A 14,659-nucleotide genomic window follows, 5' to 3' on the forward strand; every position below is an offset into this window, starting at 1 on the left:
TGAAAGATAGTTGTCTGGAGTTTCCGGAGAATTAAAAATTTAATAAAAAGAAAAAAAATAAAGCAAAAGCTTAAAACGCTAAAGCCAAAAGCAAATTTATATTTATGCCAAAAATAAGATTAAATAAAGCCGTTAAAGAACTTAACATTTCTATCCCAAGAGCTGTAGAATATCTGCAGGGAAAAGGGATTGATGTGGACAGTAATCCTAACGCTCTATTGGAAGAACAGGCATTTTCTGCATTGGAAGCTGAGTTCCGAAAAGATGGAGAACAGAGAAAAGCTTCTCATGAGGTGGTTATTTCTAAAGTTCCTGACGAAAAATTAGCGATCGAAGAAAAAGCACCTGAGGTTATAAGAGCCAAATCAAACGCAAGACCCGAAACAAGAATTTTGGGAAAAATCGACCTAAATCCTACAGCTAAGCCTGTGGAAGAGGTTGCTCCTACGCCAGAACCGGCAGTAGAAGAGAAAAAAGAAGTGCAACCAGAGGTTGTAAAGAAAGAAGAAAAACAAGAGTTCAAAGTTTTAGATAAAATTGATCTTTCTACAATAGACACCGGACGACCAAAAGTTTCTGAAAAACCTAAGGAAGAGGCAAAACCTGTTGCAAAGGAAGAGCCGAAACCTGAAGCTAAACCAGAACCTAAAATTGAGGCAGAAACAGCGAAACCGATGGAAATCGTTCAAGGTCCGGATTCTGAAGACTCTCAAAAAATAGAAACTGTTTACCAAAAATTAGACGGTCCGAAAATCGTAGGTGAAAAAATAGATCTTGCACAGTTCGCCAGAAAACCATCTGCAAACTCTAATAATAACGCGGCCAAAAAGAAAAGAAAGCGTATTACTAAAGATGTTCCTGGTCAAACCAATACCAACCAAACTGGAAACAACCAAGGTGGTGCCAACAGACCTGCAGGGCAGGGTAACCAAGGTAACAGACCGTCAGGACAAGGAGGTGGACAAAACCGTCCGGGAGGAAACAACAACCGTCCGGGAGGGAATAACAATCGTCCGGGCGGAAACAACAGAGGTGGACAAGGACAAGCTCGTACAATGCCAGTTGAACTGACAGATGAGCAAGTTAAAAATCAAATTAAAGAAACTTTAGAAAAACTAACCAACAAGGGTGGTAAATCTAAGGGATCTAAACATAGAAAAGACAAAAGATCTTGGAGAAGAGAGCAGGACGAAATCCAGCAGGAAATCGATGCACAAGACAGAACTCTTAAAGTGACTGAGTTCATCACCGTTAGCGATCTAGCTAGTTTGATGAATGTAAGCGCAACAGAGGTAATTTCTGCTTGTTTCTCTCTGGGTGTAATGGTTACGATGAACCAACGTTTGGAAGCTGATACCTTATTATTGGTAGCTGACGAATTTGGTTTCAAAATCGAATTCTCTGATGCCGACGTTGAGGAAGCTGCGGCCGATGATGTAGAAGATTTGGCAGAAGATCTATTACCAAGAGCAGCCGTTGTAACAGTAATGGGACACGTAGATCACGGTAAGACATCATTACTGGATTATATTAGAAAAACAAATGTTATCGCTGGGGAATCCGGAGGTATCACACAGCACATTGGTGCTTATAACGTGAAATTGGAAAGTGGACAAAGAATTACATTCTTGGATACACCAGGTCACGAGGCCTTTACAGCGATGAGAGCCAGAGGTGCTCAGATTACGGATATCGCAATTATTGTGGTAGCTGCCGATGATGACGTAATGCCACAGACGAAAGAGGCTATTGCTCACGCACAAGCTGCTGGAGTTCCAATGATTATTGCAATCAATAAGGTTGATAAGGCTGGAGCAAACCCTGATAAAATCAGAGAGCAGCTTTCTGCAATGAACGTTTTGGTTGAAGAATGGGGCGGAAATGTACAGGCACAGGAAATCTCAGCTAAATTTGGTAACAATGTAGAATTGTTATTGGAGAAAGTTTTACTTCAGGCAGAAATGTTGGAATTAAAAGCAAATCCTAACAAGCAGGCAAGTGGAGTCGTAATAGAAGCAGCCTTGGACAAAGGCCGTGGATATGTTGCAACAATGTTGGTTCAAAACGGAACTTTAAAAGTTGGAGATTATGTACTTGCTGGTAAAAATCACGGTAAGGTAAAAGCAATGCTTGACGAACGTGGTAAAGCTATGGAAAGTGCAGGACCATCTATTCCGGTTACAATTTTAGGATTGGACGGTGCACCAACTGCTGGAGATAAATTTAGAGTTTTTGCTGATGAAAAAGAAGCTAAAACCATTGCAAATAAAAGAGAACAGCTTCAAAGAGAGCAGTCTATCAGAACTAAGAAACATCTTACTCTTGATGAGATCGGTCGTCGTATCGCTTTAGGTGATTTCAAAGAATTGAATATTATCTTGAAAGGTGACGTGGATGGATCTGTGGAAGCATTGGCAGATCAATTACAAAGATTATCAACTGAAGAGATTCAGGTTAACATTCTCCACAAAGGTGTTGGTCAGATCACGGAAAGTGATGTGTTATTAGCTGCTGCGTCTGATGCGATTATGATTGGATTCAACGTAAGAGCAAGTGTAAATGCAAAAGATATTGCTGATAAAGAAGAGGTTGAGATCAGAACGTATTCTATCATCTACCGAGCTATCGACGAAGTGAAAGAAGCAATGGAGGGACTACTTTCTCCGGAGATTCAGGAACAAGTTATTGGTAATGTTGAGATTAGAGAAGTTTTCAGAATTTCCAGAGTTGGATCTATCGCAGGTTGTATGGTTCTTACCGGTAAGGTTACCAGAAATTCAAATATCAGACTTCTAAGAGACGGTATTGTGAAATTTGATGGCCAGCTAGAAAGTTTGAAACGTTTCAAAGATGATGTGAAAGAAGTGACCAAAGGTTACGAATGTGGACTTAACATCAAAGGCTACAACGATATTGAAATCGGCGATATTCTTGAAGTTTACGAAGAAGTAGCTATTAAGAAGAAACTTAAATAAAATATTTACATTTAAAACCGCCAATGAGGCGGTTTTTTTATTGTTAAAATAATTATTTATATCAATTATAAATAATTATTTTTGTATTAATTATTTTTTGCATAATTAAAGATCTAACTATTATAATATTCTTATTAATTAAAATAAATATTCAAATAAATCATAAAATTATTAGCATTTTTTGATTCTTTATTTCGATATTTAATCAATTTGGTAATTAATAGTTCCTGCATTTCTTTGCTGTGTTAATATTTTTTAACATATTTGCATAATATAATTACAATTAAAAAAAATATTATGAAAAAAGTTTTACTTAGTTGTGCAACTTTAATGTTAGCAAACAGTGCAATTGCACAGTATTGGACACCTCAATTTACTGGTTTTACAGAAGATAGTAGGGGTTTGTCAAGCATCCATATTAAAGATAAAAACAACGTATGGGCGATTGCTTACGACGGGGTAGCGGGGGCTGATATTCAAGAATTTACTAAAACAAGTGATGGAGGATCATCTTGGACGGCTGGTTTGATAGAATTGGGAGATCCTGGATTAGCAATCCAAACCATTGTTGGAGTTGATGCAAATACTGCTTGGGTTATGGCTTCTAGAGAAGCTGATGGGTCGGGAGGTGTATACAAAACTGCAGATGGTGGTGAGACGTGGGATTATCAAGATGGTGGTACAGTTGCAGGTGAATCTTGGAACAATTGGGCTCATTTCTTTGACGCTAATAACGGTGTATATATGAGCGATCCTGTAGGAGGTTTTTTTGAAATTTATACAACATCTAATGGCGGAAATAGCTGGACTAGAACGCCATCCTCAAATATTCCTGCACCATTAGCTTCCGAATATGGTTATACAGGAGGTTATACTTTTGTAGGTGACACTGTTTTCTTTTATACAAATAAAGGGAGAATTTTAAGATCTACTGATAAAGGTGTCACTTGGACAGTAGCATTGCCTGCGGGGTTTGTAACTGATTTTGGTTCTGCTGCAAATAATGGATTAATGGCCTTTAGTTCACCAACACAAGGCTTAGTTTTTAGAAAAACATTTAGTGGAACTACTCCAACAGCATTATCAATTTTTAGAACAGTAGACGGAACAAATTGGACACCCGTTACTTTTTCAGGAATTAGTGCAGCAAGCAATATTACAGCTATCACTTACGTTCCTAATACTAATATTTTGCTTGCTACAACAGCTGCAACTGCAACTGCGGGATCATGGAAAAGTGTTGATAATGGTACAACTTGGACGGCTATTGATGCTGGTGTACAGCATGTTGGTGTGAAGTGTTTTGATGATATTACTTGTTTTTCAGGAGGATTTTCAGATCCTGTAAATGGAACCGGTATATATAAATCTTCGCAATCGTTAGCTGTTAACGAATCTTCTTCTACTTTAAATACGCTTAATGTGTACCCTAATCCTGCAAATGATTTCTTCAAAGTAGATTCGAAAGGATTCGATTTGTCAAAAGTTAAAATTACAGTTACTGACACTTCTGGTAAAATTGTAAAAACATTTAATTCTCAAGATTCTTATAATGTTTCAAATCTTGAAAAAGGTATTTATATTATTAACGTACGTGATAATAATAAGTCTGAATCTAAAAAATTAATAAAAAAATAAATTATTTTTATTATTTAAATTCCAAAATAGATTACGGGACAGAATTAATTAACCAAAGCAAAATATTTTTTGCTTTGGTTTTATTTTTACAGGTTTTCCTTATTAGTACTTCTTATTCGTGCGTTTGATATTAGAAAATAATTTGAAAAATAAGGTATTATTTTTCAATAAATATTAATTCGTTTTATCAAGCCCAATTTATTTCTATATCGTATATTTTGATGTCAAAATATTTTCAAATATATATTAATTCTTTTTGCTAAAGCATTCTTATCATGATCCAAATAAATTCCATAATTTTATGTTGCTTCGATTTCTGAGCCAATTGATCATGGTGAAACGGAAATCACATGTTATTTCAACATTCCGTAATTCCCAATTTATCTGCTTGATTTCTTTAAAATCTTAAGAGCTTCAAAATCAAACAAATTATAATGTTGCTATGTATCCTTTAAATAAAGTGGCTATAATGGGTTTTTACATATAATTTTTTTTATCAGAAATAGGATAAGTAAAATTCGACACTTGTAAATCAGGAAAATATCATTAACAAGCTAAGCAATTATTTGTCGATATACAACTGTTTATTTATTTATGAGTGAATTAGGTTTTGCTATTTATACTAAAAAATTGAAAATTATTTGCTTTAGTACAAAACCTTAAGAGAGAAAATTTGAGAGAAGTAATATTTGTTTTGTTCGTAAATAAAATTTTACCTAAAACAGTAGCCCCCAGTTCTAAAAACTTTTTTAATATATATTTTCTCTGTTAAATTTTGTTATTACTGATGTATTGTAAAGAATCAGTAATGAGTTCATACTGATAAATATTATTAATATGGTAATAAAACATATCTAATATTACTTATATTTTTTTTTTAAATAATAATTGTTAAAAATTTGGTAATATTAGGATTTATTAACATATTTGCAGAGAATAATATAAATAGTGTTAATATGAATGTAAAGTTACAACTTTTGACTGTAGGAGTTTTGTTTTTTTCGGGACAAACTGTTATCGCTCAAAAAACAAAAGGCGACACTGCTACCGTTAAAAACATTGATGAGGTCGTAGTACTAGGCTATAGTAAAATTACTACTAAGCCTAAGGATGTTTCAGCAAATACAACAATATCTTCTGAAATGTTAGAGAATAGACCAAATGTTTCGTTCTTGAATTCCATTCAAGGATCTGCTCCTGGAGTCACTATAGCATCAGGATCTGGATCTCCAGGGTCTGCAAAAATTGATGTTGTTATCAGAGGTGTTTCCTCGTTAAATGCTAGTACAGATCCATTAATTGTTATTGACGGAGTACCGACAAATGCAAATCAATTTAGAAACCTTAATGCTGATGATATAGATGCTGTGAGCATTTTACGAGATGCTGCTGCAACATCAATCTACGGTAATAGGGGAGCAAACGGTGTTATAATAGTTAAAACAAAAGGTGGAAAATTTAATGCACCTCTCGCTTTTAGTTATAGTAGCACTACAGGTGTGAGTGTTTTACCTCAAAACAGATATCATCTGGCAAATGCTAAAGAATTTTTAACTATTCAAAAAAACTTAGGCGTTACTGAGGCGGCAGCAATGACTGATGAGGAAATCGCTAACTATCCAATAAACACTGACTGGAATAAAGAATTTTTCAAACCGGATCTAGTACAGCAGCATAATCTTAGCGCGACTTTCGGAGGGGAAAATGTAAGTGTTTATACATCTTTAGGTTATTTGAATCAAGGTGGTATGATTCCTAACACCAATTTTCAAAGGATGACTTTTAGAAATAATATCACTGGCAAGTCAAAAAATAACAGATTTACCTTCACTACGCAATTAGGATTAGCTTATTCTAAACGTAATCAGTTGAATCAGGAGACTCAAGATATTAACAATTTTATTTTGCAAAACCCATTGCTAGGAGCCTTAATGGGTAATCCTGCAACACCAGCATCAATAGCAAATACTGGCCAGGAACTATTTAATATTCTTACTGAAAATCAAACAATTACGCCAAATTATAATAGAGGCGATTTTGTTTACGTTTTACAAGATATTCTTAAAAATAAAAGTGTATTTCATCAAATACAGGATACCAATGTTTTCACTGGTGCAACAGTTTCTTACAAATTAACAGACAAGTGGAGTGTGACAAATAGATCCGGTTTAGATTATAAGGTTACTAATGGTGATGCTGGACGTGATCCTAATGGCTTTTTATCTTTAATTGTCGCATATACAAGCAAACTTGCAAATGGAGATATGCCTTTTGGTGGTAACGAACAGTTATATAACAGTAGAGAACTAAATTTCAACTCTGTTACAAGTACTAACTATTCTATGGAGTTTGGAGATAATCACACCTTAGATTTGGGTGGTTATTTAGAATATACAAAAGTACATTATCTATATAACTCTCAAAACCATGCAGGATTAGACCCTAGAGTATGGAGTATGGGAACCGGACAAGGGTATGTGCCAACAACTATTGATGGAACCGGAACAGGTGCTACTATCAGATATCTAAATACTGTAAGCGCTCAAAAAATCAATGCCGGTTCTTTGGCTTATTTTGCAACATTAGAATATGATTATGCAGGCAAATATGGTGTAAGTGGGGTGATCAGGAGAGATGGTACTTACAGGTTCGCATCAGATTACCGTTGGGGTACATTCTGGTCCGTAGGTGCAAGATGGAACATAGATCAGGAAGGTTTTATGAGCGGTTCTCCTTTTCAGATGCTAAAATTGAGAGGATCTTATGGTACGCAAGGTAATCAAAATGTTGTGGCTCCAGCTTATGGGTTTAATGCAATGATAACATCTGCAAATTTAATTAGAGATGTATTATCAACAAATAATACAGAAAATCCAGTTTACAATAATGGCTCATCCGGTTTTTATTTGTCACAATTAGGTAACTCTGTTTTGCAGTGGGAAGAAATTGCACAGGCAAACATAGGTTTAGATTTTAGAACATTAAAAGGGAGATTGGAAGGAAATATTGATTTTTATAATAAACAAACGACAAAGCTATTCACAGATGTTCAAGTTTCAGCTATTAATGGTTTGTATGAGTACAATGGTAATTTGGGGGGGATTAGAAATAGAGGAGTCGAATTACTTTTAAGATACAAAGTATTTGATAAAAATTTCAAATTATCAGTTTTTGCAAATGGATCTTATAATAAAAATACAATTACTGATCTTCAGATCCCTTTATTGACAGGATCACTTATTAATGAAGTAGGAGGGACTGTATACCAATGGAATGTGGTGCCATATATGGGAATTAATCCTGAGAATGGTAAGATGATGTACATGGATATTAATGGTAATATTACAGACAATAACCCAACAGAAGCCGACAGAAGAGCAACGGGGAAAAACTATTTTCCTGCATACATTGGAGGTTTTGGTTTCAATGCAGAATACAACGGATTTTTCTTAGATACATTATTCTCTTTTCAGGCAGATTATTATAGAACAGACAACCAAGAATATTGGGCATATTTAGGACAAGGATATGCAATGGATGGATTCAATGTGTCATCACATTTATTGAATGCCTGGACACCTGATAATCCAAATACAGATGTGCCAAGTTGGGATGTGTTAAAAGGTTCTGATAATAGCTCTATATCAGACAGATTTTTAAGAGATGCTTCTTTTATCAGGTTTAAATCTTTAACGTTAGGTTATTCGCTTCCGAAAAGATTCTCTGATAAAGTATTTGTTAAAAATCTCAAAATCTTTTTGCAAGGAGAAAATCTATATTTGTGGAGAAAGGAATACAATGGTTTTGATCCTGAAGGTTTGGGGACATTTCCTTTGGGTAGTTATCCAAATCCAAGAACGATTTCATTAGGTACAAGTTTTGAATTTTAAAAAAAAGAATACAATGAAAAAGCATATTATAAAAATAATTTTTTGCTCTATTGCAATAACATCCCTGAGCTCATGTAGTGATGCTCTAGATATTATTCAAGAAGGAGAATTGACAAATGATAATGTCTACAAATCTACTTCAGATTTACAGAGAGTATTGGATGGAGATATATATAATACTATATCTCAAACTGACAAAATCAGTTTTACAGCCTTATTTACAGATGAAACAGGTATTGGACCATCTAATTCAAGCTTTGGGACAGGAATTCATCAGTTTTATTTAGATACAACAACACCTGAAGCATCAGGTATTTGGGGTAATAATTACTATGTGATAAATAGGGTTTTAAGGTTGCTGGATGGAGCGAAAAAAATTGTTCCTGCTACTTCTGAGCTAGCTGCTTACAATTCGTATTTAGCTGAAGCACGTGCATTGAGAGCATTCGCATATTTAGAACTTTTATCACTTTATTCAACAAACATTTCAGACCCGAATGCATTAGGGGTAATATTATTGGATCATATTCCGACGTTCTCAGAACAATTACCGAGAAGTACAAATGCTGAAATTTATAGTGTAATTGAATCTGATCTTAACTTTGCAGAAAGTAACATTCTAACAACCTCAGACAGGTATAATTCTAAATATTTTGTTACAAAATCAATGATTTATGCTACGAAAGCTAGATATTATTTATATACAAAAAAATATGCGTTGGCCAAGCAGTATGCACAGAAAGTAATTTCAGAATCGGGCTTGATTCTAACAGTTGCAACTCCTGTTCCAACTCCTACGGGCACACAACCGGAAAGCACTTTTGGAAATGCTTGGCATAGAGGTATAAATGCCTACACAACAACGAATTCTTACACAAGAATGCTACAAGATACTGATAGAGGAGAAGTTATATTCTCGTTGAGTAGGCCGACAGTAGGTACGTGGGAAAATATTGCCTCACTTTTCGCTACAAACTCGTCAACTGTTAGTGGATCTAATTATGATATGGGAAGAAATCTATTTAATATTTTGAATAGTAAAGTTGGAGATATTAGAAAATATGCTTACGTTGATCCGACTTCTAGGATTAATGCAAATTATTTGACTATACCTGACTATAAACGTGATGATGCTTTAGTTATAGACAAATATCCTGGGAAGACAGGTGTTATTTTAAGAAATGATATTAAAGTTTTTAGACTATCAGAAATGTATTTTATATTGGCAGAGTGTGCTGTGGGCGAAAGTAATTTTACTGCAGCTGCTGGGTACATTAAAGCTATACGAGATGCTAGAAGTTATAAGGGTGCTACTGTAATACCTATTTATACTTCTGTTAAAGATGCTTTAGCTGATATCTTATTAGAGAGGAGAGCTGAGCTTTGTTTTGAAGGTCATAGATATATTGATCTAAAAAGACTTGGTGCTGCAGCCGGAGTTAGTATTGATAGAAGTATTGTTGATGATTTTACTAAAAATGATCCTTTGACAATACCTATTGATGATTATAGATTTACTTTGCCAGTTCCACGAACGGAATTGCAAGCAAATCAAGTAATCCAACAAAATCCAGGTTATAAAACAACTCCTTAATTTTATGGCATTGCAAAAAGAAAGCCGAAGAATACAATTCTTCGGCTTTCTTTTTTGTTTTATAAACTCTGCAAATGGAACTAATTATTTCTCAGAAATTATTTTTGCAATTTCTTTCATTGCATTCTCATCTTTTATAAATGATCCATTTTTTTTAATAAATTGTTCCAAATTAGGATTACTAGGGTATTTTGCAAGCAGATCTTTCTTACTTTTAGGAAACTCGATAATATTTTGATCGGTTTTTAAAAAATAATCTGTTTTGAGTGATGAAAATTTGGGAGCTGTTGCCTCTCTATACCCGTCAGTCGGTTTTGCTTCTAATAGATTTACTTTATATTTTTTTAGTAGTGATACACTGTTATTTTGGTAAAGTTCAGAATAATAACCTAAATTTCCATCATTCCCGCTAGCTAGAATTATTTTTGTATTGTCATTTAGAATAATAGGAGAATAGGTAACATCTTTAGGTAGTTCGTATATATTATTTCCATCCTTAAATTCAATCACATCTTTATAAGCGTTAATTTTAAAAATAATATTAGCATTAATGCTCGGAATATTTCCATTTAAAAATTCTGTAGAACTGTAAGGATTACCAGCAATAGAATTATTACTTTTATTTGGATCATAGACATTATTGTTTCTCAAAGTCGCAGCAATTCTGGGATCCGAATCTAACATTCTCATAATTGCAGATTGAGAACTAATGTATATATTGTTTAACACAATAATTGAAAATAATAGTTTCTTCATTTTCGTGGATTTTATTTGTGGCTATAAATATAGTAATTATTTTTTGCTTTTTTTAGAACACAAAAATGAGAATACAAAAATCCTTAGTCAATACAAAAATAACTACTATTTTTGTACTCAAATTTCCTTGATGAAATATTTATTTTTACTGTCATTTGTTTTAAGTGTTTTTATAAATGGACAACAGGTAAACAAAACAGACTCCAACAAAATTTCTTCAGATACCCTGAAAGTAGACTCCGGAGAGAAAGACTCAATGGAGATCTACAAACCTACAATCAACGATTACCAAGTTAAAACCAGGTTTTCTGAAAAGAAAATCTATGATACTACGTTTACAATTGATAGATCATACATCGTTACCCAATACAATAAAAAAGACAATTTTGGTAAGATTCCATCGTCCAACGTAGGTTCTGGATTTCAAAATTTGATCTACGAAAAAAATGCTGAACAAAACCTAAATCTTCTCCCGGAAAATAAATCGTTCTACATCAAAGGCGAAAATGACATCAATTATTACGATGTCAAAACCCCAACGACAACTTTTTTCTATAACAACGCCATGAAAAATGGTGGTCAACTTCAAACAACCTATACTCAAAATATCGGCAAAAATTTCAACTTTGCCTTAGAATATATGGGACTTAGGTCTCAGGGATTTTACACAAATAGCCTTGCATCCAGTAATAATACTATTTTCAGCGGACACTATATTTCAAATAATGGCAAATATGAAGCTTATGCGCATTACATTCATCAGAATATCAACAATCAGGAGAATGGCGGCGTTGCAGATATCGATGCTTTTCTTAGTGGAGATGATAACTTAAGCAATAGACAAAATATAGAAACCAATTTAACAGGCGCAGAATCCCGTTATTCTTACAGAAGATATTACTTCAGCCAAGAATTTTCCCCTTTTGATCCTGCAAAATATCCTTTCAAACTTAGACACACGATTTACCATCAGGGAAACAAATATTATTTTTCCGAGACTACACCAGACACCGAATTTTTCAATTCCGAAAGCATTACAAATTTTCCGCTCTACAACAAAAAGTTCACAAACAATCTAAGCAATACTTTCAGTTTGGTTTGGGATAATGAGAAATTCAAATTAGATGCAGGATTTCGCCATCAGTATTTGACATTCGGAAACAAAAATGCATATCCATTATTAAATATTCCGGGCTATTTCAAAGAACAGAGAATCGGTGCTGTCGGAAATTTGCAAATCAAATTGCTGGACAAAATCCAACTGAAATCTTTCCTGGAGATCTCCAAAGGTTCACAGTTCGGAGATTATATTAGAACAACAAACCTTCTGGTTTTTGAACCAATCAAAGATTATCTTGTAGAAGGAAGAGTCAATTTCCAGTCGGCTTACCCTAGCTTTAATTATCTGGTAAATTCTTCACATTATCTGGATTACAATTATTACCTTCAAAATCCCAACAACGAAATAGTTACTCAACTCGGGGGAACAGTAAGATTAGCAAAATGGTTTGATACAAAACTGTTTGTAGATTTTTTCAAGATCGATAATTACACCTACTTCAACAGCAGTTCTCTGCCACAACAGAGTTCTTCATCACTCAACATTTCCCAAATTGGCGGAGAAAGTACAGTGAAATACGGCAAGTTCAATCTGAACGGAAAAGTAATGTTCCAAAAAGCATTGAACAACCAGGATCTTTTGCCAATGCCTGATTTTATTGGTAGAATTAATTTGTTTTATCAGGCGCCGGCGTTCAAAAAAGCAGCGGAAGTGCAGGTTGGAGTCAAAGTTTACTATTTCTCAAAATTTGCATCCAGAGAATATTCGCCAATTCTGAACGAATATATTTTACCAGGAACAAATGGGTATTCAATTGGCGGACAGCCGATTGCAGATGTCTATTTCAACATGAGAGTCAAGCGGATGTATTTTTACATAGAGGGGCAACATATCAACCAGACTTTTATGCAGAACAAATCCTTCACATCGCCAAATTATCCGATATATGATTTCAGACTAAATTTAGGCGTTGTGTGGTATCTTTTCCATTAATTTTGAATGATAATTATGGCAGCTATTTCCGCCTTCCGTTCCCAATCTTTTTTGCCTACCTTTTCCAGCCACAAAAAAGGATTTTCACTCAAGTCGGGCTGCAAATCTAAACAGAAACAAGATTTGTTATCCAAATTTTAACTTCCACCATCTAACAATGAATATCGATTTCGAAAATATAAACAGCATTCCAAAACTCATCAAAGATTTTTTAGGACAGAAACTGGACGGATTTCAGAATAAAGTTTTTGATCTGGAAAACTTCAAAAATCAAATTGCTGAAAAACAAAATTCATTTTCTGATGAGAAAAGAGAAGTTCTTTACAACACCATCATTTCACAAAACCAAGAAGAGCAATTATCGCCTAAGCAATTAGAGAACCTTTTCTTACTAAAGGAAAACAGGACATTCACGATTACAACGGGACATCAGCTCAATCTTTTTACAGGTCCGGTTTTCTTCGTTTACAAAATTTTGCAAACCATAAAGACCGTAGAATTCTTAAAATCAAATTTCCCGATTCACAATTTCGTTCCCATATTTTGGATGGCTACAGAAGATCACGATTTTGAAGAGATAGATCATTTCAAAACGCGCGAACATTATTACGAGATCAAAGGAAACGCAGGACGTGATGTTGGAAATATTAAAATCGAGGATCAATATTTCATTCAGGAATTTGAGAAAGAGTTCAAAGATAATCTCTACGGAACCGAGTTGATTCTTTGGATAAAAAATGCTTATAAGAAAGGAAATTCACACACACAGGCAATTCGTTACCTCGTAAATCAATTATTTGCAGATTACGGATTATTGACTATAGATGGCAATTCCAAAGCGTTAAAATCTCAGATCAAAGATATTTTCAGGAAAGAATTAGTATCAAACCAACTCTTTGAAACTACAAAAACTCAGAGAGAATTCCTTGAAAAAAAATATCATAAAGTTCAGGTCAATCCGAGAGAAATCAATCTATTCTATCTTTCAGAAACCAGAAATCGAATTGAGAAAATCAATGAAGAATATTTTATTCTCGACACGGATTTGAAATTTTCTCAGGAAGAAATTATGGACGAATTGGAAAACCATCCCGAGAAATTCAGTCCCAATGCGGTTCTTCGTCCGGCTTATCAGGAATCGGTTTTGCCAAATCTGGCTTATGTTGGCGGAAATGCTGAGATTATGTATTGGATTGAGTTGAAAGATCATTTCGAGTCCATCAATCTTCCGTTTCCTATTTTGGTTCCAAGAAATTCAATGTTATTTCTCGAAGAAAAAACGATCAGAAAAATAGAAAAATCCGGACTGAAAATAGAAAACTTTTTCGAAAATTTTGCCGAAGTTTTGAATCAGAAAATTCTTGAGAACAACGATATCAAATTGCTTCTTACAGAAAAAGAGCTGCAATTAATCGGTTCATTTTCAGAACTTAAAATCAAAGCTTCTGAAACAGAAAAAACATTCTTGAACTTAGTAGAAGCAGAAGAAACACGACAATTAAAATCTTTCCGAAGAATGCAGAAACGCCTTCTGAAAGCTGAAAAAATAAAACAGTCCGAAAGATTTGATCAGATGCAAAACTTGTTTCTGAAAGTCCATCCAGGCGGAAACTGGCAGGAGAGAGTTTTCAATTTCAGTGTGTTCTACGCAGATTTTGGCAAGCAATGGATTGATGATTCCTACCAAAAAATGAATGTTCAAAAATCCGAATTAATAATTTCGCCCATTTAATCTGAAAGCATTATTTTTGTA

General features: G+C 34.3%; 7 protein-coding genes. 6 read left to right on the forward strand and 1 reads right to left on the reverse strand.

Annotation, left to right across the window (positions count from 1 at the left end):
* Window positions 1-104: 104 nt before the first annotated feature.
* From infB to OPU68_RS10990, 4 genes are all read left to right on the forward strand, one after another.
* Window positions 105-2,975, forward strand: a complete 2,871-nt coding sequence (infB, locus tag OPU68_RS10975; RefSeq protein ID WP_498474026.1) for a translation initiation factor IF-2 — start codon at window positions 105-107, stop codon at window positions 2,973-2,975.
* 297 nt (window positions 2,976-3,272) lie between these two features.
* On the forward strand, window positions 3,273-4,613 hold the full coding sequence (locus tag OPU68_RS10980; RefSeq protein WP_498474027.1) for a T9SS type A sorting domain-containing protein: 1,341 nt from the start codon (window positions 3,273-3,275) through the stop codon (window positions 4,611-4,613).
* A gap of 956 nt (window positions 4,614-5,569) precedes the next feature.
* Window positions 5,570-8,503: a SusC/RagA family TonB-linked outer membrane protein gene (locus OPU68_RS10985; protein WP_498474028.1), complete on the forward strand. Its 2,934-nt coding sequence runs from the start codon at window positions 5,570-5,572 to the stop codon at window positions 8,501-8,503.
* Between the two features lie 13 nt (window positions 8,504-8,516).
* Window positions 8,517-10,097, forward strand: coding sequence for a RagB/SusD family nutrient uptake outer membrane protein (locus OPU68_RS10990; protein ID WP_498474029.1), 1,581 nt, complete (start codon window positions 8,517-8,519; stop codon window positions 10,095-10,097).
* 84 nt (window positions 10,098-10,181) lie between these two features.
* Here OPU68_RS10990 and OPU68_RS10995 read toward each other — a convergent pair whose 3' ends face one another.
* Window positions 10,182-10,853 (reverse strand): hypothetical protein, encoded by a 672-nt coding sequence (locus OPU68_RS10995; protein ID WP_498474030.1) that lies wholly within the window; start codon window positions 10,851-10,853, stop codon window positions 10,182-10,184.
* Between the two features lie 130 nt (window positions 10,854-10,983).
* Here OPU68_RS10995 and OPU68_RS11000 point away from each other — a divergent pair, with 130 nt between their 5' ends.
* Window positions 10,984-12,906, forward strand: coding sequence for a putative porin (locus tag OPU68_RS11000; RefSeq protein ID WP_498474031.1), 1,923 nt, complete (start codon window positions 10,984-10,986; stop codon window positions 12,904-12,906).
* Between the two features lie 157 nt (window positions 12,907-13,063).
* Window positions 13,064-14,638 carry a bacillithiol biosynthesis cysteine-adding enzyme BshC gene (gene bshC, locus OPU68_RS11005; RefSeq protein ID WP_498474032.1) on the forward strand — a complete coding sequence of 525 codons (1,575 nt, stop codon included), beginning with the start codon at window positions 13,064-13,066 and terminating at the stop codon, window positions 14,636-14,638.
* Window positions 14,639-14,659: the final 21 nt, after the last annotated feature.

The sequence above is a fragment of the Chryseobacterium sp. TB1-D10 genome (assembly GCF_059803555.1).

Excerpts from the sequence above, each read along its gene's own strand:
- bshC (WP_498474032.1), top strand. The coding sequence starts at position 13,064 with ATGAATATCGATTTCGAAAATATAAACAGCATTCCAAAACTCATCAAA.
- infB (WP_498474026.1), top strand. The coding sequence starts at position 105 with ATGCCAAAAATAAGATTAAATAAAGCCGTTAAAGAACTTAACATTTCT.
- OPU68_RS10980 (WP_498474027.1), top strand. The coding sequence starts at position 3,273 with ATGAAAAAAGTTTTACTTAGTTGTGCAACTTTAATGTTAGCAAACAGT.
- OPU68_RS10995 (WP_498474030.1), bottom strand. The coding sequence starts at position 10,853 with ATGAAGAAACTATTATTTTCAATTATTGTGTTAAACAATATATACATT.
- OPU68_RS10990 (WP_498474029.1), top strand. The coding sequence starts at position 8,517 with ATGAAAAAGCATATTATAAAAATAATTTTTTGCTCTATTGCAATAACA.
- OPU68_RS11000 (WP_498474031.1), top strand. The coding sequence starts at position 10,984 with ATGAAATATTTATTTTTACTGTCATTTGTTTTAAGTGTTTTTATAAAT.
- OPU68_RS10985 (WP_498474028.1), top strand. The coding sequence starts at position 5,570 with ATGAATGTAAAGTTACAACTTTTGACTGTAGGAGTTTTGTTTTTTTCG.